Consider the following 20,930-nt stretch of genomic DNA (forward strand, 5'->3'; position numbering starts at 1 on the left):
GCCATCCCGGAGACATTCATGACACGACCCAACGCCACCGGCTTCGGCCTTGCCGCCCTGCTCCTCGCTGCCCCCGCCGTCGCACAGACTGGCGAGGCCACGCTGAATATCGGCATCGGCGGGTCCGTCACCTCGGTCGACCCGCATTTCTACAACGCCTCGCCCAACAACAGCCTGGCGATGCACGTCTTCGACCGGCTGGTGGAGCGGGATGCGCGGGCCCAGCCCTATCCGGGCCTCGCCGAAAGCTGGCGGGTGATCGGTGAGACGGTCTGGGAGTTCAAGCTCCGCCCCGGCGTGAAGTGGCATGACGGGCGCGACTTCACCGCCGAGGATGTCGCCTTCACCATCCAGCGCGCGCCGAACGTCCCCGGCAGCCCGGGCGGCTTCGGGGGCTTCGTCCGTGCCATCGAGCGCGTGGAGGTGATCGACCCGCTGACCGTCCGCTTCCATACCGCGCAGCCGCATCCGCTGCTGCCGACCGAACTCGCCTCCGTCGCCGTCATCGCCCGCCATGCGGCCGAGGGCGCGAGCACTGAGGACTTCAACAGCGGCCGCGCGGCGATCGGCACCGGCCCCTACCGCATGGTCGCCTACCGCTCCGGCGACCGCACCGAGCTGGCCCGCAATGAGGCCTATTTCCGCGGACCGGAGCCCTGGGCCCGGGTGAATTACCGCTTCATCAGCAATGACGGCGCGCGCACTGCGGCACTGCTGGCGGGCGACGTGGACTTGATCGACCAGGTGCCGTCGACCGATCTGGTGCGGATGCGGCGGGACCAGAAGGTAACGATCTCCGAAATCCAGGGCCTTCGCCTCATCTACCTGGTGATGGACCATTCGCGGCAGCGGGACGTGCCCTTCACCAGCGACAATGACGGCAAGCCGCTCGCCGCCAACCCCTTCAACGATGTGCGGGTGCGCCGCGCCCTCTCGCTCTCGATTAACCGCCAGGCGCTGGCGGAGCGGGTGATGGAGGGCACCGCCCAGCCGACCGGGCAATGGCTGCCCGAAGGCACCTTCGGCTACAACCCGGATGTCCGCCCACTAGCCTTCGATGCGGACGGGGCGAAGCGGCTGCTGGCCGAGGCCGGCTACCCGCAGGGCTTTCGCATGACCCTCCACAGCCCGAACGACCGCTACCCGAACGACGCCAAGACGGCGCAGGGCGTGGCACAGATGTTCACCCGCATCGGCATCCGCACGGAGGTGGAGGCGGTGCCCTGGGCCAGCTTCTCGCAGCGCTCCAACCGGCAGGAATACGCCATCCGCCTCTCGGGCTGGGGAAGCGTGACCGGCGAGGCGAGCTACGCGCTGGTCAACATCCTCGGCACCTATGACCGCGAGCGGCGGACCGGCGCCAGCAACAGCGGCCGCTATTCCAACCCGGAGCTCGACGCCGCCACGGCCCGCGCCGCCGCGACCATCGACGACCGGCAACGCGAGCAGCTGCTGCGCGAGGCGGTGAAGATGGCAACGGACGACGTCGCCATCATCCCGCTCTTCCAGCTCGTCAACAGCTGGGCGCTGCGCAAGGGCCTCACCTACGATGCGCGGATGGACGAGCGGACCACGGCGATGGCCGTGCGAGCGGCGCGGTAAGGGCGATGCGGTTCCGCACACTCGGAGTCGGCCTCGCCCTGGCGCTGGCCTCGGGCTGCGTGCCGCGCCAGCCGCCGCCCGGGCTGGCGGCGGCCGATCCGGCCGATTCCTGCGGCCCGCAAGTGGTTGTCTTCGTCTCGGCGGGCGACCTCCTCGGCGAGCCGCCGCGGCGCCAGGGACCGCCGGACGCCGAGGAACTGGCCGGCGAGCTGGCGCGGGAAAATGCCGCGATCGATCGCCTCCAGATCGCCTTCGATGCCCTGCTCTACTGCCGCTGGACCGAAGTGCGGGTGATCCGCGCCGATGCCGCCAGCAATGTCGTCCCCAGGGCCGAAGCCTCGGTCCGGCTCGCCGCAGCGTCGGGGCGGTTGCGCGCCGATCTCCGGCGCGCGCAGCAGCTTCGCCAACGCCTGAGCGAGCGCAGCGCCCGCCTCGAAGCCGCGGTTGAGCGCGCCGCGCCCGGCACCGCCGCCGCCCTGCTGGCCGAACGGGCCGCGCGCGACGCACCGGTCAGGGCCGTCGCCTCCGCCCCGGTCGCCCTGCGGCTGCGGCCGGATCTCAGGGCACCTGAGGTCGGGCGGGTGTCGGCAGGGACCGAGGTGTCGCTGCGTCCGGCGACCGGCGGCTTCGGCCTTGTCGATGGCGGGCTGCGGGCCTGGGGCTATGGCCAGCTCGGCGCATTCACCGTGCTGCAGCAACGCCGCGCGCCCGTCACCGAGGCAGTCGGGCCTCAGGCGGAGTTGCGGCGGCTGGCCGCCACGAACCTTGTCCGGCGCGACAATTTCGCAGAAAGCCTCGATCTCGCCGAGCGTTCGGCCGAGGCCGGCTTCGAGCCGGCCATGTGAGGCCGCCTATTCCTCCGTCGCCGGCGCCACCGGCAGGATGGAGGTCTCCTTCACCGTGGCGATGGCGAGCAGCGTCTCCACCCGCTGCACGCCCGACTGGGCGCGCAACTCGTCATTGAGGAAGGCGTCGAGCGCCGGCAGGTCGGCCAGCCGCACCTTCAGCAGGTAGGTCCAGTCACCGGTAATGGCATGGCATTCCAGAACCGCCTCCTGCCGCCGCATGGCCTTGCGGAAGGCGGCCTCGTCCCGCCCAGGCGCCACGGTGACGAGGATATGCACCAGCAGCGGGCAGCCGGCGGCGACCGGGTCGAGATCGGCCCGCCAGCCGCGGATGACGCCGCGCTCCTCCAGCCGCTTGACCCGTTCCGCGGTGGCCGAGACGGAAAGCCCCGCCACCTTCGCCAGCTCCGCCAGCCCCGCGCTGCCATCGAGCTGCAGCGCGACGGTGATGTTCCGGTCGATTTCATCCATGACGCAAGACTATGCGCCCGATGCCGCCTTGGAAACGGAAAGAATCAGACGTAATGCTCGGCCAGCGGCCGGAAGCCGTTGAAGGCCTGGCTGGCATAGGTGGTCACGTAGGCGCCCGTGGCCAGCAGCTCCACCCGGTCGCCGCAGTCGAGCGAGAGCGGCAGGCGGTAGTTGGCCTTCTCGTAGAGCGTGTCCGTGCTGTCGCAGGTGGGGCCGGCGATGGTGACGGGGCCGTCAACTTCACCGTCATGCGGCGTGCGGAAGGCGTACTTGATCGCCTCGCCCTCGGTCTCGGCAAGCCCGCCAAAACGGCCGATATCGAGATAGACCCAGCGCACGGGATCGTCCTTCGCCTTGCGCGACACCAGCACCACCTCGGCGCTGACCACGCCGGCATCGCCGACCATGAAGCGGCCGGGCTCGATGACGATCTCCGGCAGCGCATTGCCGAAATGCTCGGTCATCGCGCCCATGATGGCCGCGCCGAAATCGTCGATCTCCGGCACCTCGGAGCGATAGCGCACCGGGTAGCCGCCGCCGAGGTTGACCATCCGCACCTTCACGCCCGCGTCGCGGAGGTCGGTGAAGAGCATGGCGACCTTGGCGATCGCCGCCTCGTAGGCGTCGGTCCGGGTTTGCTGGCTGCCGACATGGAAGGACAGGCCGAAGGGGTCGAGGCCGAGCTCGCCGGCCAGGATCATCAGCTCCCGCGCCATCTCCAGCTCGCAGCCGAACTTCTTCGACAGCGGCCACTCGGCACCCACGTTGCCGACCAGGATGCGGCAGTAGACGCGGGCGCCGGGGGCAGAGCGGGCGAGCTTGCGAAGCTCCGCTTCGCTGTCGAAGGCGAACATGCGGACGCCGGCGGCATAGGCGGCGCGGATCGCGCTCTCCTTCTTCACCGTGTTGCCGAAGCTGATGCCTTCGGGGCGCGAGCCGGCGGCGAGGCAGGCTTCGATCTCCTCCCAGCTTGCGGCGTCGAAGGAGGAGCCGAGGCCGACCAGGCGCTCCAGCACCGGCGCGGCCGGATTGGCCTTCACGGCGTAGTAGATGCGGGCGAGCGGGAGGGCGGCCATCAGGCGCCGGTAGTTCTCTTCGACCCGGTCGACATCGAGGACCAGGCAAGGCGTGGCCGGCGCGTGGTCGCGCAGGAAGCGGGAGACCTTGGGGGTCATCGCACTATTCCCTACTAACAGTAGGACCGCCCCGGATCGGGCGGCGGCCCCAGATTGACGAAACGGTCGAACGAACCAGCGACCAAACGGACCGCACGGCCTGCGCCGCACGGGGTTGCCAGAACGCTTGACGTCGTTGCGTAAACCTTGCGCCGCGGTGACCGTCCCTAGTCTGCGCCGTTGTGGAGGGGCGCCGGGTTCCGTGGGCCTGGGGCCAGAGGCACGTGCGTACTGCGTCTAGGCCGGCATATAGGCCCCACCCCAAGGGGTGGAAAGCGGAAAATGCAGGCCGGCCCAGATTTTTTTCCAGCCACCTTCGTGGGTGGCCGGAAACTCCGTCGGAAGCTTTGCGCACCGGCCGCTGATCGCCCTGCCGGGAAGCGAAAGGGCAGGGAAAATTGCCGCCGACGAATCGGCAATGGTTCGCCAGGGCGCCTCCGTAGCCCTAATTCCGCCCGATAATTCCCTTGGCCAGCGGGCTCGACGGGTCGGCAGCGTGCTGCCGCGGCATCCGCCCGGCGAGGAAGGCCTGCCGTCCTGCCTCCACCGCCGCCTTCATCGCGCGGGCCATCCGCACCGGATCCTGCGCATGGGCGATGGCGCTGTTCATCAGCACCGCGTCGCAGCCAAGTTCCATGGCGAAGGCCGCGTCGGAGGCGGTGCCGACTCCCGCGTCGACAAGCACCGGCACCTTCGCCTGCTCGATGATCGCCCGGATCATCACCGGGTTCTGGATGCCGAGGCCGGAGCCGATCGGCGCCCCGAGCGGCATGATGGCGACCGCGCCCATCTCCTCCAGCCGCCGCGCCGCGACCGGGTCGTCCGAGCAGTAGACCATGACTTGGAAGCCGTCCTTCAGCAGCGCCTCCAGCGCCTCGAAGGTCGCTCGCATGTCCGGGTAGAGGAAGGGCGGCGGCCCCAGCACCTCGAGCTTCACCAGGTTCCACCCCCCCGCCTCGCGGGCGAGGCGCAGGGTGCGGACGGCATCCTCGGCTGTGAAGCAGCCGGCGGTGTTCGGCAGGTAGGTGTAGCGCCGGGGGTCGACGTAGTCCTGCAGCATCGGCGCCTTCGGGTCGCCGAGATTGACCCGGCGCACGGCGACGGTGACGATCTCGGCGCCGGAGGCATCGATCGCCCGCCCGGTCTCCTCAAGGTCCTTGTAGCGCCCGGTACCGACGATCAGGCGCGAGCGGAAGCGCAGCCCGGCAACCTCCCAGCTCTCCTCGAGAGCCGGCTGTGGCAATCCGTCCATGGTTCAGCCTCCGCCGATGAAATGCACGATCTCCAGCCGATCGCCGGCGGCGAGCCGCGTCGCGGCATAGGTGGAGCGGGGGACGATCTCGAGGTTGCGCTCGACCGCGACCTTGCGCGTGTCGAGCCCGATCCGCTCCAGCAGCTCGGCCAGGGTGACGGGCGCCGACTCCTGCCGGGGCTCGCCGTTCACGGTAATCTGGATCCGGTCCTCCATGAGACGAATGTGGCGAAGCCGGGGGCGGAGGACAAGGCGGGCCCCAGCCCTCATCTGCTTGCCCCCCGAAACCCCTCCGTGCTAGCGCAACCGCCCCGAACCGCCCGCTGGAACCCATCCATGTCGCCCCCGCTGGTCGTCGTCCTGAATGGCCCGAACCTCAACCTGCTGGGCATGCGGGAGCCGGAGAAATACGGCACCGCCACCCTCGACGATGTCGAGGCGCTCTGCGCCGAGGTGGCGGAGGGGCTCGGCCTCGCTATCGACTTCCGCCAGACCAATGGTGAGGGCGAGCTGATCACCTGGGTACAGGAATGCCGCGGCCGGGCGGCGGGCATCGTCATCAATCCCGCCGGCTACACCACCACCTCCATCGCGCTGATGGACGCACTGCTGGCGGTCGACCTGCCGGTCATCGAGGTCCACATCACCAACATCCACCGCCGGGAGGAATTCCGGCACCACAGCTTCGTCTCCAAGGCCGCCACCGGGGTGATCGCAGGGCTCGGCGTGCAGGGCTATGCCCTGGCGCTCGAGGCGATGGCCGGGCTGGTCGGCGCCGACGATCCAGACGGCGAGGCTTAGGAACAGGCATGAGCAACGGCATCCAATTCGACCCGGAGGCGATTCGCGCCCTCGCCCAGATCCTGCGAGACACCGACCTGACCGAGATCGAGCTGGTCGAGAAGGACAGCCGCATCCGGGTGGCCCGGAAGCCCCCTGCCCCGCAGCAGGCTGCGGCGCCCATGGCCTGGCCTGCCGGCCTGCTGCCGCAAGCAGCCCCGCCAGCCGCCGCACCGGTCCTGTCCCCCGTCACCGTCGAGGCCGAGGTGCCGGATGCCAAGCACCCGGGCCTCGTCGCCTCGCCAATGGTCGGCGTCGCCTATCTTTCGCCGGAGCCGGGCCAGCCGAATTTCGTCACCGTCGGCGCCAAGGTGGCGCAGGGTCAGACCCTGCTGCTGATCGAAGCCATGAAGACCTTCAACCAGATCCGCGCGCCCCGCGCCGGCACCGTCACCCGCATCCTCGTCGAAACCGGCACGCCGGTCGAATATGGCGAGCCGCTGCTGATCGTCGAATAGCCATGTTCGGCAAGGTCCTGATCGCCAATCGCGGCGAGATCGCGCTGCGGGTCCACCGCGCCTGTCAGGAGATGGGCATCCGCACCGTCGCCGTGCATTCGACGGCCGATGCCTCCGCCATGCATGTGCGCCTCGCCGATGAGAGCGTCTGCATCGGCCCGCCCGCGGCGCGCGACAGCTACCTGAACGTCCCCGCCATCCTCTCGGCCGCCGCCATCACCGGCGCGGATGCGGTGCACCCCGGCTACGGCTTCCTCTCGGAGAACGCCTCCTTCGCCGAGATGGTGGAGGCCCATGGCCTCGCCTTCATCGGCCCCTCGCCCGCCCATATCCGCATGATGGGCGACAAGATCCAGGCGAAGGACGCGATGCGCCGGCTCGGCGTGCCGCTCGTCCCCGGCAGCCTCGGGGCGCTGGCCTCCATCGAGGAGGCGCGGCAGGTGGCGGCGGAGGTGAAGTACCCCGTCCTCATCAAGGCGGCCGCCGGCGGCGGCGGGCGCGGCATGAAGGTCGCCCGCTCGGAGGACGAGCTGGAGGAAGCCTGGCGCGTCGCCCGCACCGAGGCCAAGGCCGCCTTTGGCAATGACGAGGTCTATCTCGAGAAATACCTCGACCGGCCGCGCCATATCGAGCTGCAGGTCCTGGCGGACACCTACGGCAATGTCGTGCATTTCGGCGAGCGCGACTGCTCGCTCCAGCGCCGCCACCAGAAGCTGGTGGAGGAGGCCGGCTCCCCCGTGCTGAACGCCGCCGAGCGCGACGCGCTGGGCGCGCAGGTGACGCGGGCGCTGCGCGAGCTCGGATACCGCAACGCCGGCACGCTCGAGTTCCTCTGGCAGGACGGGCAGTTCGCCTTCATCGAGATGAACACCCGCCTGCAGGTCGAGCATCCGGTGACGGAGATGGTCTGCGGCATCGACCTGGTGAAGGAGCAGCTCCGTGTCGCCGCCGGCGAGGCGCTGGGTTACGAACAGTCGGAAATCCGCTTCCACGGCCATGCCATCGAATGCCGGATCACCGCCGAGGACCCCGACACCTTCGCCCCCTCCCCCGGCCGGGTGCACACCTATCACGCGCCGGGCGGGCTCGGGGTGCGCGTCGACAGCGCCCTCTACTCCGGCTACGCGGTGCCGCCGCATTACGACAGCCTGATCGCCAAGCTGGTCGTCCATGGCGCGACGCGGGCAGAAGCCATTGCCCGTCTGCGGCGATCCCTCGCCGAGATGGTGGTGGACGGCATCAAGACCACCCTGCCGCTGCACCTCGCCATCATGGAGGATCCGGAATTCCGGGCCGGCGACTACACCATCCATTGGCTCGAGCGCTTCGTCGCCCGCCGCCTCGCGCAGGGCTGACAGGGAAACGGTGGCGACGGGTGAGGCGGCTGGCTATGCTGCCCCCATGCCGCGCCACAGCATCGCCGAGGCGAAGGAGCGCTTCCCCCATCGAACCGGCCAGGGTGGCCTCACGCGCGATGGCGCCTCGCCCCGGTCGGCCGCCCCCGCATGAGCCGCCGCCATATCGACATCACGCCGGAGCTGATGCTCCGCGCCTATCGCGCGGGGCTCTTCCCCATGGCGGAGAGCCGCGGCGGCGACCGGCTTTACTGGCTGGACCCGGAGCGGCGCGGGGTCATCCCGCTCGATGAGGGCTTCCACCTGCCGCGGCGGCTGCTGCGCACCGTCCTCTCCGGTCCCTACGAGGTCACCGCCGACCGTGACTTCGCCGCCGCCATTGCCGGCTGCGCCGCCGCGGCGCCGGGGCGGGAGGACACCTGGATCAACCCGGAGATCGAGCATCTCTTCCTCGCGCTCCACAAGCAGGGACACGCGCATTCCATCGAGGTCTGGCAGGAGGGGCGGCTGGTCGGCGGGCTGTACGGTGTCGTCCTCGGCGCCGCCTTCTTCGGCGAGAGCATGTTCAGCCGGGCGCGGGATGCCTCGAAGGTGGCGCTGGTGCATCTGGTCGCGCGCCTCCGCCTGGGCGGCTTCATCCTTCTCGACAGCCAGTTCCTGACCGAGCACCTGGCCCAGTTCGGCGCCCATGAGATTCCCCGCCCCGACTACAAGCGCCGCCTCGCCCAAGCGGTGACAATGCGCGCCGAATGGTACATCGCCCCCGATTCCGGCCTACTGGACGCCGAGATCCGCGCCCTCCGCCCCGCCCCACATGGATGAGGCGACGGAGGCCCCGCCGCGCGCTAGGCGGGTCCAGGGCGGCAGCGCGACGGCGGATGTGGTGCTCTCTGCCCATGCCGGAGGGAATGCCGCGCTCTTCCCGCGCATCCTGGCGCTGCACGTCCCGCCCGGCGCGCTCATTGCCGATGTCACCTATGGCCAGGGCGTCTTCTGGCAGCAGGTGCCGGAGGGGCTCTACCGGGTCCTGCCCTCCGACCTCGCCACCGGGACGGATTGCCGCGCCCTCCCCTATGCCGATGGCAGCCTCGACGCCCTGGTGCTCGACCCGCCCTATATGGAAGGGCTGCTCCGACCGAAATCCGCTACGCGCGGCGGGCTCGGCAGCCATGCCGGACTTCGCACCTATTACGCCGCCGGCGGCGAGGGTGCGGCGCCGGGCGGCGGACGTTGGCATCAGGCGGTGCTCGACCTCTACCTCGCCGCCGCCGCCGAGGCGCGGCGGGTGCTCCGCGACCACGGCATCCTCATCGTCAAATGCCAGGACGAGGTCAGCGCCAACCGGCAGGAGCTGACCCATGTGCAGATCGTCACCGGCCTTGCCGAGCTCGGCTTCTATGCTCGCGACCTCTTCGTGCTGGTCCGGCCCAACCGGCCGGGGGTGGCGCGCCTGCTCCGCCAGGTGCATGCGCGGAAGAACCACAGCTATTTCCTGGTCTTCCAGAAGGTCCCGCCCGGCCAGTCCGTCGCCCGCTACCGGACCCGGGCCCTGATCCTCCGCGCGCCGGGCTTGGCGACGGGCGCGTAAGGGCGCAAGAAGCGCCCCCGTTTCCCCCTGGGAGCCCTCGATGTCCGACCGCCTCTCCCTCCCCAAGGACCGCATCCGCGTCCTCCTGCTGGAAGGCATTTCCGACAGCGCGGTGGAGCTGCTGGCAGCCGCCGGCTACGAGAACGTCACCCGCATGCCGAAGGCGCTGGACGGGCCCGACCTCATCAAGGCGCTGCACGGCATCCACCTCCTCGGCATTCGCTCGCGCACGCAGCTGACGGCGGCGGCGCTGGAGGCGGCGGACCGGCTGATCGCGGTCGGATGCTTCTGCATCGGCACCAACCAGGTCGATCTCGCAACGGCGGCGCTCCGTGCCATCCCCGTCTTCAACGCCCCATTCTCCAACACCCGCTCGGTCGCCGAACTGGTCATGGGCGAGGTGGTGATGCTGCTCCGCGGCATCCCGGACCGCTCCCGCTCCGCGCATCAAGGCGGCTGGGACAAGTCGGCCGAGGGCAGCTACGAGGTGCGCGGCCGCACCCTCGGCATCGTCGGCTACGGCAATATCGGCAGCCAGCTCTCGGTCCTCGCCGAGGCCTTCGGCATGCGGGTGATCTATTTCGACCACACCACCAAGCTGCCGCATGGCAATGCCCGGCCCTGCGCCAGCCTCGGCGACCTGCTGGCCGAGGCCGACATCGTCACCCTGCATGTGCCGGAGACGCCGGAGACGGTCGGCATGATCGGCCCGGCCCAGGTCGCCCGGATGAAGACCGGCTCCATCCTCATCAACAATGCCCGCGGCTCCCTGGTCGATCTCGAAGCCGTTGCCCAGGCCCTGCGCGACCGCCACCTGCTCGGCTTCGCCGCCGATGTCTTCCCGGTGGAGCCGGCCCGCAACGGCGAGCCGTTCAAGAGCCCGGTGCAGGGCCTGCCCAACGTCATCCTGACCCCGCATATCGGCGGCAGCACGCAGGAAGCGCAGTCCCGCATCGGCCAGGAGGTGGCGCGGACGCTGATCGACTTCAGCGACACCGGCGCCACCATGGGGGCGGTGAATTTCCCGCAGGTCCAGCTGCCGGCCAGGGCGACCGGCGCGCGCTGGATCCATGTCCACCGTGACGCACCGGGCGTGCTCTCCCGCATCAACGAGGCCTTCGGCCGGCGCGGCCTCAACATCGCCGCGCAGTACTACCAGACCCAGGCCGAGCTGGGTTACGTCGTGGTCGAGAGCGTCGAGGCGCGGGATCAGGCGGAGGCGATCCTCGCCGAGCTGCGTGCCCTGCCCGGCACGGTGCGGGCAAGGCTGATCTACGAGCGGGAGTAGGCCTCCTACCGCATCGGCGGCGCCACCATCAGCCCGCCGCGGGTCCAGAGGTCGTTGAGGCCCCGCGGCAGGCCGACAGGGCTGTCCTTGCCGAGATGCCGGTCGTAGATCTCGCCGTAATTCCCCACGGCCCTGATCGCGTTCAGCAGCCAGGCCCGGTCGAGCCCGAGCGTCGGCCCCAGCTCGCCGGTCTTCCCCAGCAGCCGCTGCACAGCCGGGCTCGGGCTTTCCGCCAGCATCCGCTCCGCATTGCCGCGGGTGACGCCGAGCTCCTCCGCTTCCACCAGCCCGAAGACGACATACCGGACGATGTCGAACCACTGGTCGTCGCCCTGCCGGACGGAGGGAGAATAAGGCTCCTTGCTGATCCGCTCCGGCAGCAGCACATGCCGCGCCGGTTCGGGGAAGGCGCTGCGCACGGAGGCGAGCTGGCTGGCATCGCCGGTGTAGCTGTCGCAGCGATTGCTCTCATAGGCCCGGCGCGCCTCGTCCTTGTCGGCGAAGATCACCGGGGTGAAGCGGATTCCCTGGGTGCGCGACCAGTCCTGCAGGTTCAGCTCATGCGTGCTGGCGGAGACGAAGCAGATGGCGGCGCCGTCGAGCTGGCGGGCGCTGGTAATGCCGCTCTCGGCATGCACAAGGAAGCCCTGGCCGTCATAGAAATTGGGCGCGGTGAAATTAAGCCCCAGCATCGAATCCCGCGCAAAGGTCCAGGTCGTCGTCCGCGTCAGCACGTCGACCTGGCCCGAGCCGAGGGCCGGGAAGCGGTTCTGCCCGGTGAGGTGCTGCCAGACCAGGCGGTCCGGGCTGCCGAGGACGGCGGCGGCGATGGCACGGCAGAGATCGGTATCCATCCCCTGCCAGACGCCGCGGCTGTCCGGCTGGCTCCAGGCCGGGTCGCCGGTCGAGATGCCGCAGGAGAGCGCGCCACGGGCCCGCACGGCGGTCAGCGTCGGCCCCGGGCTCGATGCCTGCTGCGCGGCGGCGATCCCCGGCGCCAGCAGCGCCAGGGTGAAAAAGGCATGTCTCAACATCGATACTCTCCGCAGGGTCAGGGCTGCACCGGCCGTGGCAGGCGCACAAGTTGCACCGCACCGATCAGCCCCGGAACGCCGAGCGCCACCGCCAGCCGCACGAGGTCCGGCACGCCATGGTAGAAGGCAGCGAAGAGCCCCGCCCCGCCCAGCAGCAACCGCGAGGCCCAACCCATCGGCCGCAGCAGGAAGCCGGCATAGGCCGCGCAGATCGCCGTCAGCGCTCCCACCTGGATCGCCGTCGCAGTGACGATGTCGGCAAGCGAGCCGCGCAGCATGATCCCCGGGTCGTAGAGGAAGGCGAAGCCCACGGTGAAGCCGGCGATGCCGAGCCGCGTCGCATGGTTGCTGGAGATCAGCGGCGACGCCTTGGCGATGGCCGCGGCGGCGAAGGCCGCTGCCGCCACGGGCGGCGAGGCATCGGCCAGCACCGCGAAATAGAAGACGAAGAGATGCGCCGGCAGCAGCAGGTCCCCCGGCGGGACGCCGAGCGCCTTGCTCCCGAGTTCGAGGATCTGCGGCACGCCGATGGCAGCGGCGATGATGTAGCTCGGCGTGGTCGGGATGCCCATGCCGAGGATGAGGACGGTGACCGCCAGCAGGATGAGCAGCAGCGCGAAATTCCCCGCCGCCAGGTCCTTGATGATGCCGCCCAGCGCCACGACCAGCCCCGTCGCCGTCAGCGCAGAGACGACGATCCCGGCGCCGGCGATGGAGACGGCGAGCGGCGCCATGGTGAGGCCGGCATTGGTCAGGCTCTCCAGCACCTGCCGCCAGCCCATGCGGCTGCGGCGGCGGAGCGCGGCGATGCCCACCATGGCGAGGGTGGCGACGAAGGCGGCGTAATTGCCGCTCCAGCGGTCCGTCATCATCCAGACCAGCACGGCGATCGGGATGACGAGATGCGCATCCTGCGCCACCTCGCGCCAAGCGGGGATGTCGCGCAGGGCCATCGGCGCCATGCCGGCCTTCTTCGCCTCGAAATGCACCGCGGCGAGGATGGCGAAGTAGTAGAGGATGGCGCCTATGGTGGCGGCGACGACGATCTCGCCATAGGCGATGCCGGTGATCTCGGCGAGGACGAAGGCCGCCGCCCCCATCACCGGCGGCATCAGCGCCCCGCCGACCGAGGCCGCGCTCTCGATCCCGGCGGCGACCGTCGGCTTGTAGCCGATGCGGATCATCAGCGGGATGGTCATGGCGCCGGTGGTGATGACGTTGGAGACGCTGCTGCCGCTCATCGTGCCGAACAGGCCGGAGGTGACTACGGCGACCTTGGCCGGTCCGCCGGAGAAGCGCCCCGCCGCCGCCGCACCGAGATTGCTGAACAGCCGCCCCGTCCCGCTGCCCTGCATGAAGGCGCCGAAGACGATGAAGACGGCGATGGTCGTCGCCACGATCCCGGTGAGCGGCCCATAGACGCCGCCCGCCGTCGGCACCAGCCAAGAGGCCTCCAGGATCTCCGCCACCGAGAAGGGCCGGCTGTTCAGGATGCCCGGGATATGATGGCCGAAGGCCATGTAGGCGATCGAGATGAGGATCATCCAGGCGAGCCCCACCTCCACCGCGCGGCGCGTCGCCTCCAGCAGCGTGACGATGGCGAGGATGGCGAGCACCGCCATCTCGGTGCCGAAGGGATCGACATATTCCATCCGGTCCGAGACCGCGGCCCAATGCCACATCACCCAGCCATGCGGCGCCGCCGCGGCGAGCACCCAGAGCCAATCGATGAGGCTCGGCCGCCGCGCCGGCGACCGGCCGGGCCGCGCCGGAAAAAGCAGGAAGAGTGGCGGAACGAAGACCAGCAGGTGGAAGGCGCGGAGCGTAATCGGCTCAGGGAAGCCGAACCCGCCCCAATAGAGATGGATGGCGGAGGCCGCAGCCAGCCAGAGGGTGACGATCAGCTTCAGGGGGCCGGCAAGGTCGCGCATCATGGCCTCAAACTATGCAAGGACCTTGCCGGTCCGGCGTGTCAGGAGAGGATGCCAGCCTCCTTGAAGGCCTTGATCCCGCCCGGATGCAGCGGCAGGCCCTGATACTTCACCGCGGCCGCCGGGTCCCAGGCGCCCATGCTGGCATGGATGGAGACAAGGCGCTGGCCCTTGCTGCGTATCAGCGTGCGGACGACCTTGTAGGCGACCTCCTCGGGCACGCTCTCATGCAGCATGAGCACGCTGTCCATCATCGTCACCGGCACGTCGCCCGATTGCAGCGAGGGATAGGTCGCGGCCGGCAGCACCCCTTCGGCATAGTTGTACTGGTCGATCAGGTGGCGGCGGATATCCGCGGGAAACTCCACCAGCTTGCCGGCCCGCCGCCCCTGCGCGATCTCGGTGAAGATCGCCGCCGGCTTGGCCAGCGCGACGAAGAGGTAATCCACCTGCCCGTCCGAATAGGCCGAGCCGATATCGGCATAGCTGCCGTTCAGGTAGCGCCCGCCGTCCGACCTGATCTTGTCGGGGCTGGTGCCGAGGAATTTCAGGATGCGCTGCAGCGTCATCTCGTCGGTCGAGGAGCGTTGCGGGCAGGCGATGCGCAACCCCTTCTGCGTCAGGATGGAGCGCATGTCCTCCGGTCCGCCATCGGTGCGGCGGAGGAAGTGGAATTCGGTCGGTGAGTAGCCGGAGCCGAGGCAACGCAGCGCCTCATGCTTCTCCGAATAGGGCTCCGTCCCTGCCCGGGCGGCGGCGGCGAAGGTATCGATGCCCCAGCCCATCGGCGACTGGCCGCGGTTCACCCGTGTCGAATTGGCCAGGCCCCCGCCCGGGACGACGCGGATCTGCACGTCCGGGTTCTCGTCCTTGATGAGGGCGGAGAGGCCGGCGGCCATGGTGTACCAGCCGCCGCCGAGCGAGCCCGCCACCCATTCCAACGTCTGCTGCGCCCGCGCCGTGCGGATGAAAGGCAAGGCCAGGGCGCCGCCGACCAGGCTGCGCCGCGTCCAGATCAGGCTCATCGTCATTCTCCCAGCCGGAACCGGGGCGGGATCATGCGGCCGTGAGCACGCGGCCGCAACTGGCCTTGGGCCGTGACCAGCGATCGCCGGTCGCGGCCCGCCATGGCCCTAGTCGCACGCTTCACGCCTCCGGGCGGTGGCACCCTTCGGCGATCGCGCTCAGGTGCTGGTCACGCGATTCACGCCTCCGGGCGGTGGCGCCCTTCGGCGATCGCGCTCAGCGGCACATCAGCACCGGCATGTCGCTGTTCTCGAGGATATGCCGGGTGACGCCGCCGAGGATGAGCTGGCGCAGCCGAGAATGGCTGTAGGCGCCCATGCAGAGCAGGTCGGCCTGGAAGTCCCGTGCCGCGCCCAGCAGCCCGGCGCCCACATCCTTGGTCATCGGCTTGAACATCACCGGCTCCGCCTCGATCTCGTGCCAGCGGAGATAGCTGCGGATGCCCTCCACCTTCGGCCCGCGGCGCTGGTACTCGTCGGCATAAAGCAGGCGGACGGCCTCGGCCCGGTGCAGCCAGGGCAGCGCCGCGGCAATGGCGGCGGCGCTCTCGGCCGAGCCGTTCCAGGCGCAGCAGACCCGGGTGCCGATAGCCCGGGGCACCTGGCGCGGCGCGATCAGCACCGGCCGGCCCGAATCGAAGAGCACGGCATGCAGCGCGTCGGAGGAAGAGACATCCTCATCCGCCTCCGGATGCGGCACCACCGCCATGTCGTAGAGGCGCGACTGCTGCGCGACCACATCCTCCTCGCGCCCGGCGATGCTCTCGAAGGACAGGGTCGGCCCATCGGTCTTGAGTGCGGTCTCGGCGCTGTCGGCGATGGAGACGCCGCCCGAGGTACCGGCGAAGCGGTCGAACAGGGCGCGGACGCGGCCGGCGCGGTCGCCGCTCTCGCGCTCCGTCGCCGCCATCATCTCCTCGATCATCGCGCCGGACAGGCCCTCGCCCGCCAGCGGCGCGACATCCCGGGCATCGACCCGGACATGCAGGCAATGGACATGCGCATTCCAGATGCGCGCCACCATCAGGGCGGTGGCGAGCGCGGCCTCCCCGGCGGCGGTGCCGGTGAGGGGCAGGAGCAGACGACGATAGGCCATGGCGCGTCTCCCAAACGGCGCGGAAGCCCCGGTTCTAGCACGGATCGGCACCGTTGCAGCCCAGGGCTTCGCAGGCGGCCGGCAGCGGATCCCCGGCCGCGTCGAGCACCCCCCAGGCCATCGGCCCGGCATCCCGCGCCGCCGCCGCCGCCAGCACCGCCGCATCGGCATCCGAGGCGTCGCCGGTACGGGCGGCGATCCGTGCCTCCAGCACCGCATGCGGAGCGGTGAGCCAAATGCCGTCGAAGCGCACCGCTGCCGCCCGCGCTGCCGCCTCGATCGCCGCCCGCTCCTCCGGCCTGAGGAAGACGGCATCGGCGACCACGGCATGCCCGGCGCGCAACGCCGCCTTCGCAAGAGCCGCGAGTTCGGCGAAGACCGCGGCGCCCGCCTCCGGGGTATAGACCGATGGCGGCAGGCGCCGCTCCGGCGGCACCCCTGCCAGGCGCTTGCGGATCTCATCCGAGCGCAGCACCAGAGCCCCTGGCGCCGGGCCAAGCATCGGCGCCAGCGCCCGCGCCAACCGCGTCTTCCCCGTCCCCTGCAATCCGCCGATTGCCACCAGCCGCGGCGGCGCCGGATGCAGCAGCGCCTCCGCCCGGTCGAGATAGGCCAGGCCGTCGCCGCCGCGCTTCGCCTCGGCATGCGCTCGGATCACCGCCCTGAGCGAGAGCCAGAGCGGCAGCGCCCCGACCAGCCCGGCATCGCCTGAGCGCGCGACATAACGGTTCAGCACCCGGTTGGCGGCGGAACGGCCGAGGCGGTGCTCGCAATCCATCAACAGGAAGGCGAGGTCGTAGCCGGTGTCGATGGTCGCCAGCGCCTCGTCGAATTCGAGCGCGTCGAAGGGCGTCACCCGTCCCTGCCAGAGGCACAAATTGCCGAGATGCAGATCGCCATGGCAGCGCCGCACCCGCCCCTCCCCCGCCCGCGCGGCGAGCAGGGGCCCGAGCCGGCCCAGCCAACCGAGCGCTGCCTCCACCCAGGCCCTGACCCGCCCCTCCGGCAGTCCGGCCCCGAGCGCCGCCCGCCCGTTGCCTTCGATCACGGCGCGGAAGCCGGGCGCCGGCCGAGGCGGCAAGGCGGCATGCATGGCGAAGACCGCATCGGCCATCGCGTCCAGCCGCGCGGCCTCGAAGCCCGCCGGCGCCCGCACATCGAGGAAATCTCCGGGCGGCAGCGGCGCCATGCGGAGCACCCACTCCACCGCCTCACCCGCTCCGCCAAGCCTGAGAGCGCCATCCGCTTCACGGGTGACCGGCATGACCTCCCGGTACAGCCCCGGCGCGAAGGGCGCGTTCAACGCCAGCTCCCGCCGCAGCAGCCGCTCGCGATCGGCCACACGGGTAAAGTCGAGGAAGCCGAGCGCCACCGCCTTCTTCAGCTTCCAGGCATCCTCGGGCCCGACATAGACCGCCGAGATATGGGTTTCCACAGCCGCCGCGCCGGTGAGGCGCGCGAGCAGCGCACCCGCCTCGGCCTGGGCAGCGGGCAGGCTCACGGGTAGAGCGACTCCACCCTCCAACCCTCGCCCTCGCGGTGGAAAACCTGACGGTCATGGAGGCGGAAGGGCATGTCGCGCCAGAACTCGATCCGCCGCGGCAGCACTCGGAAGCCGGACCAGAATTCCGGGCGCGGAATCTCGCCGATGCCGAATTTCAGCGTGTACTCGGCCACCGCCTTCTCCAGCGCAAAGCGGCCTTCCAGCGGCCGCGACTGCCGGCTCGCCCAGGCGCCGATCCGGCTGCCCCGGGCACGCGAGGCGTAGTAGGCATCCGCCTCCTCCGCCGAGACAGCCTCCACCCGCCCCTCGACGCGTACGCTCCGCTGCAGCGTCTTCCAGTGGAAGCAGAGCGCCGCCTCCGGGTTGGCCGCCAGCTCCCCGCCCTTCCGGCTTTCGAGATTGGTGTAGAAAACGAAGCCCCGTGGGTCGATGCCCTTCAGCAGCACCATCCGCGCCGAGGGCCGGCCGTCCGGCGTGCTCGTCGCCAGGCAGACCGCGTTCGGGTCGTTCGGCTCGGATTTGGCCGCCTCCGCCATCCACTCCTCGAAATGGGCAAAGGGATCGATGGCGCTGCTGTCCATGCGGAAATCCTGGGTAACGAGGGGTGCGGGCCGGAAGGCTTGCCCGCTGGCCGGGGGTGTGCCACCACGCCAGGGCCACCACAACACTGCCAGAGCCGGTCCCCACGCACCATGTCCGACGCGCCCCTCGCAGACGCCCCCACCGGCACGCTCATGGCGGGCAAGCGCGGCCTTGTCATGGGGGTCGCCAATGACCGCTCGATCGCCTGGGGCATTGCCCGTGCCGTCGCCGCCCAGGGCGCCGAGGTCGCCTTCACCTACCAGGGCGAGGCGCTGGAACGCCGCGTCCGCCCGCTGGCGGAGAGCATCGGCAGCAAGCTCGTCCTGCCCTGCGATGTGACCGACGATGCGAGCGTCGACGCCACCTTCGCCACCCTTAAGGAGGCCTGGGGCGGGCTCGACTTCCTGGTCCATGCCATCGGCTTCGCCAACAAGGACTACCTCCGCGGCCGCTACCTCGACACGCCGCGCGACGTCTTCCTCCAGGCGCTCGACATCTCCGCCTACTCCTTCGTCTCGGTCAGCCAGCGCGCCGTGCCGCTGATGAAGCCGGGCGGCTCGCTGCTGACGATGAGCTATCTCGGCGCCGAGCGCGTCACACCGCACTACAACGTCATGGGCGTGGCCAAGGCGGCGCTGGAGGCGAGCGTCCGCTACCTCGCGGTCGATCTCGGCGGCATCGGCATCCGGGTCAACGCCATCTCGGCCGGGCCGATCAGGACGCTGGCGGCCAGCGGCATCGGCGACTTCCGCTACATCCTGAAGTGGAACCAATACAACGCGCCGCTGAAGCGCAACGTCACCATCGAGGAGGTCGGCGGCGCAGGCCTCTACCTGCTGAGCGACCTCTCGGCCGGGGTGACCGGCGAAGTGCACCATGTGGACAGCGGTTTCCACGTCGTCGGGATGAAGGCGGTGGACGCGCCCGATATCAGCACGGTCTGACCGCCGCGCGCGATGTCCCACAACAGCTTCGGCCACCTCTTCCGCGTCACCACCTGGGGCGAGAGCCATGGCGCCGCCATCGGCTGCGTCGTCGATGGCTGCCCGCCCCGCCTGGCGCTGACCGAAGCCGACATCCAGCCCTTCCTCGACCGCCGCCGCCCCGGCGCCTCCCGCTTCGTCACCCAGCGGCAGGAGCCGGACCAGGTCCGCATCCTCTCCGGCACCTTCGAGGGGCTGACCACCGGCACGCCCATCTCGCTGCTGATCGAGAACCAGGACCAGCGCAGCAAGGATTACGGCGAGATCAAGGACCGCTTCCGCCCCGGCCATGCCGATATCGCCTACGAGCTGAAATACGGCATCCGCGACTACCGCGGCGGCGGCCGCTCCTCCGCACGCGAGACGGCGATGCGCGTGGCCGCCGGCGCCGTTGCCCGCCGCGTGCTGGAAGGCGTTACCATCCGCGGCGCCCTGGTGCAGATGGGCGATGACCGCATCGACCGCGCCGCCTGGGACTGGGCCGCGACGGAGGAGAACGAGTTCTGGTGCCCCGACCGCGGCGCCGCCCTCCGCTGGGAGCAGCGGCTGCTGGAGGCCCGCAAGTCCGGCTCCTCGCTCGGCGCCGTCATCGAGCTGGTGGCGGAGGGCATGCCCCCCGGCCTCGGCGCGCCGATCTACGGCAAGCTCGATGCCGACATCGCCGCGGCGCTGATGGGCATCAATGCGGTGAAAGGTGTCGAGATCGGCGAGGGCTTCGCCGCCGCGGCGCTGACCGGCGAGGCCAATGCCGATGAGATGCGCATGGGCCCCGATGGCCGCGTGCTCTTCGGCGACAACCATGCCGGCGGCATCCTCGGCGGCATCTCCACCGGCCAGCCGATCGTCGCCCGCTTCGTGGTGAAGCCAACCTCCTCCATCCTCACACCCCGGCTGTCCGTGGACCGCTTCGGCCAGGAGGTCGAGGTGACGACCCGGGGCCGGCACGACCCCTGCGTTGGCATCCGCGCCGTGCCAGTGGGCGAGGCGATGCTGGCCCTGGTGCTGGCCGACCACCTCCTCCGCCAACGCGCCCAGAACCCGGACGCGCCAAGCGAGGCCCGCCTGCCGCGCAACTAGGCGCTGGCCGCCCGTGCCCTCATCGCTGCGGCCGTCGCCTCATCCGCGGGGAAGAACGCCTCGATGGTGACTTCGGCCAGCGTCACGTCCACCGCCGTGCCGAACACCGTCGTCGTGCTCAGGAAGCTGAGCGGCCCGCCCGCGCCTGCGAGTTGCAGCGGCACCGCGATCCCCCTGTGATCCGGCGCCGGCGTGCAGGCGCCCCGGATACGCGAGGGTACGGGAAGCGCCCGCAACTCCGCCAGGAGATCCACGAGCACGGCATCGGCGCTCGCCTCCGCGTCATGCGCCAGCCGCGCCAGGAGGTGAGCGCGCCATTCGGGAAAGTTCAGGATGCGTGGCGCCAGCCCGTCGGGGTGCAGGCTGAGGCGGAGCACGTTCACCGGCGGCTGCATCAGAGGGCCCGACAACCCGTCCAGCAACGCGAAGACGGCATCGTTCGCCAGGAGGAGCGTCCAATGCCGGTCCACGGCCAGGGCGGGATGCGGGGCGTGCCCGTGCAGGATGCGCTCCATGGCCTGCCGAGCGGCCGACATCTCGGGCGCCCTCAGCGGGCGTTCGGGGAAGGAGGCGCTGAAACCAGCGGCGGCGAGGATGGCATTGCGCTCGCGCAGGGGCACGCGCAGTTGTTCCGCGAGGTGCAGCACCATGGCCCGGCTCGGCATGGCGCGGCCGGCCTCGATGCAGCTCAGGTGGCGCTGCGACACCTCGGCCTCCAGGGACAGGGCCAGCTGGCTCAGCCGCCGCTGCTGCCGCCAGCGACGCAGCAGGGCGCCGGCGGTGGGTTGTTCCATGGTCATCATGCGCCGAGCCTAGGCGGCGCC

At 70.4% G+C, this 20,930-nt stretch carries 21 protein-coding genes; 10 read left to right on the forward strand and 11 right to left on the reverse strand.

What is annotated here, in order from left to right; genetic code table 11:
• Positions 1–18 precede the first annotated feature (18 nt).
• Both JMJ56_RS14920 and JMJ56_RS14925 read left to right on the forward strand, forming a co-directional pair.
• Positions 19–1,602 (forward strand): ABC transporter substrate-binding protein, encoded by a 1,584-nt coding sequence (locus JMJ56_RS14920; RefSeq protein ID WP_202832560.1) that lies wholly within the window; start codon positions 19–21, stop codon positions 1,600–1,602.
• Between the two features lie 5 nt (positions 1,603–1,607).
• On the forward strand, positions 1,608–2,447 hold the full coding sequence (locus JMJ56_RS14925; protein ID WP_202832561.1) for a hypothetical protein: 840 nt from the start codon (positions 1,608–1,610) through the stop codon (positions 2,445–2,447).
• Positions 2,448–2,453: 6 nt separating this feature from the next.
• Here the strand turns inward: JMJ56_RS14925 and JMJ56_RS14930 are convergent, their stop codons facing one another.
• The 4 genes from JMJ56_RS14930 to thiS form a co-directional block, all read right to left on the reverse strand.
• The gene (locus JMJ56_RS14930) at positions 2,454–2,918 is read right to left on the reverse strand and encodes an Lrp/AsnC family transcriptional regulator (protein WP_043338641.1); all 465 of its coding nucleotides are present in this window, start codon (positions 2,916–2,918) and stop codon (positions 2,454–2,456) included.
• Positions 2,919–2,962: 44 nt separating this feature from the next.
• Complete coding sequence (locus JMJ56_RS14935; protein ID WP_202832562.1) at positions 2,963–4,093, reverse strand: type III PLP-dependent enzyme; 1,131 nt, start codon at positions 4,091–4,093, stop codon at positions 2,963–2,965.
• Positions 4,094–4,538: 445 nt separating this feature from the next.
• Entirely contained in the window at positions 4,539–5,345 is an 807-nt protein-coding gene (locus tag JMJ56_RS14940) for a thiazole synthase (RefSeq protein ID WP_043364586.1), read from the reverse strand.
• A gap of 3 nt (positions 5,346–5,348) precedes the next feature.
• The gene (thiS, locus tag JMJ56_RS33870; RefSeq protein ID WP_328702385.1) at positions 5,349–5,537 is read right to left on the reverse strand and encodes a sulfur carrier protein ThiS; all 189 of its coding nucleotides are present in this window, start codon (positions 5,535–5,537) and stop codon (positions 5,349–5,351) included.
• A gap of 144 nt (positions 5,538–5,681) precedes the next feature.
• On the opposite strand from thiS, the gene aroQ reads away from it, so the two are divergent.
• The 6 genes from aroQ (at position 5,682) to serA (ending at position 10,874) form a co-directional block, all read left to right on the forward strand.
• On the forward strand, positions 5,682–6,146 hold the full coding sequence (aroQ, locus tag JMJ56_RS14945) for a type II 3-dehydroquinate dehydratase (RefSeq protein WP_202832563.1): 465 nt from the start codon (positions 5,682–5,684) through the stop codon (positions 6,144–6,146).
• 8 nt (positions 6,147–6,154) lie between these two features.
• The gene (accB, locus tag JMJ56_RS14950) at positions 6,155–6,643 is read left to right on the forward strand and encodes an acetyl-CoA carboxylase biotin carboxyl carrier protein (protein WP_202832564.1); all 489 of its coding nucleotides are present in this window, start codon (positions 6,155–6,157) and stop codon (positions 6,641–6,643) included.
• Between the two features lie 2 nt (positions 6,644–6,645).
• The gene (accC, locus tag JMJ56_RS14955; RefSeq protein ID WP_202832565.1) at positions 6,646–7,998 is read left to right on the forward strand and encodes an acetyl-CoA carboxylase biotin carboxylase subunit; all 1,353 of its coding nucleotides are present in this window, start codon (positions 6,646–6,648) and stop codon (positions 7,996–7,998) included.
• 150 nt (positions 7,999–8,148) lie between these two features.
• On the forward strand, positions 8,149–8,820 hold the full coding sequence (gene aat, locus JMJ56_RS14960; RefSeq protein ID WP_202832566.1) for a leucyl/phenylalanyl-tRNA--protein transferase: 672 nt from the start codon (positions 8,149–8,151) through the stop codon (positions 8,818–8,820).
• The gene (locus JMJ56_RS14965; protein WP_202832567.1) at positions 8,813–9,586 is read left to right on the forward strand and encodes a TRM11 family methyltransferase; all 774 of its coding nucleotides are present in this window, start codon (positions 8,813–8,815) and stop codon (positions 9,584–9,586) included. The genes aat and JMJ56_RS14965 overlap by 8 nt, the downstream gene beginning before the upstream one ends.
• A gap of 40 nt (positions 9,587–9,626) precedes the next feature.
• Entirely contained in the window at positions 9,627–10,874 is a 1,248-nt protein-coding gene (gene serA, locus JMJ56_RS14970; RefSeq protein ID WP_202832568.1) for a phosphoglycerate dehydrogenase, read from the forward strand.
• A gap of 5 nt (positions 10,875–10,879) precedes the next feature.
• Here serA and JMJ56_RS14975 read toward each other — a convergent pair whose 3' ends face one another.
• The 6 genes from JMJ56_RS14975 to pdxH all read right to left on the reverse strand — a co-directional run bounded on the left by JMJ56_RS14975 (position 10,880) and on the right by pdxH (position 18,045).
• Complete coding sequence (locus tag JMJ56_RS14975; RefSeq protein WP_202832569.1) at positions 10,880–11,908, reverse strand: amino acid ABC transporter substrate-binding protein; 1,029 nt, start codon at positions 11,906–11,908, stop codon at positions 10,880–10,882.
• A gap of 17 nt (positions 11,909–11,925) precedes the next feature.
• Positions 11,926–13,839, reverse strand: a complete 1,914-nt coding sequence (locus tag JMJ56_RS14980) for a TRAP transporter permease (protein ID WP_236037787.1) — start codon at positions 13,837–13,839, stop codon at positions 11,926–11,928.
• A 41-nt stretch (positions 13,840–13,880) separates the two neighbouring features.
• Positions 13,881–14,864: a TAXI family TRAP transporter solute-binding subunit gene (locus JMJ56_RS14985; protein ID WP_202832571.1), complete on the reverse strand. Its 984-nt coding sequence runs from the start codon at positions 14,862–14,864 to the stop codon at positions 13,881–13,883.
• A 217-nt stretch (positions 14,865–15,081) separates the two neighbouring features.
• Positions 15,082–15,960, reverse strand: coding sequence for a universal stress protein (locus tag JMJ56_RS14990; RefSeq protein WP_202832572.1), 879 nt, complete (start codon positions 15,958–15,960; stop codon positions 15,082–15,084).
• 34 nt (positions 15,961–15,994) lie between these two features.
• Complete coding sequence (locus JMJ56_RS14995) at positions 15,995–17,461, reverse strand: bifunctional aminoglycoside phosphotransferase/ATP-binding protein (RefSeq protein WP_202832573.1); 1,467 nt, start codon at positions 17,459–17,461, stop codon at positions 15,995–15,997.
• A complete protein-coding gene (gene pdxH / locus JMJ56_RS15000; protein ID WP_202832574.1) occupies positions 17,458–18,045 on the reverse strand; it encodes a pyridoxamine 5'-phosphate oxidase in 588 nt (195 codons plus the stop codon). The genes JMJ56_RS14995 and pdxH overlap by 4 nt, the downstream gene beginning before the upstream one ends.
• 111 nt (positions 18,046–18,156) lie before the next feature.
• Between pdxH and fabI the strand changes: the two genes are divergently transcribed.
• Positions 18,157–18,990, forward strand: coding sequence for an enoyl-ACP reductase FabI (fabI, locus tag JMJ56_RS15005; protein ID WP_202832575.1), 834 nt, complete (start codon positions 18,157–18,159; stop codon positions 18,988–18,990).
• Positions 18,991–19,002: 12 nt separating this feature from the next.
• On the forward strand, positions 19,003–20,106 hold the full coding sequence (aroC, locus tag JMJ56_RS15010) for a chorismate synthase (RefSeq protein WP_202832576.1): 1,104 nt from the start codon (positions 19,003–19,005) through the stop codon (positions 20,104–20,106).
• On the opposite strand, the gene JMJ56_RS15015 is transcribed toward aroC, so the two are convergent.
• Positions 20,103–20,900, reverse strand: a complete 798-nt coding sequence (locus JMJ56_RS15015) for an MmyB family transcriptional regulator (RefSeq protein ID WP_236037788.1) — start codon at positions 20,898–20,900, stop codon at positions 20,103–20,105. The genes aroC and JMJ56_RS15015 overlap by 4 nt on opposite strands.
• Between the last annotated feature and the right edge of the window lie 30 nt (positions 20,901–20,930).

This window comes from Belnapia arida (assembly GCF_016773205.1).
GTDB classification, from domain to species: domain Bacteria; phylum Pseudomonadota; class Alphaproteobacteria; order Acetobacterales; family Acetobacteraceae; genus Belnapia; species Belnapia arida.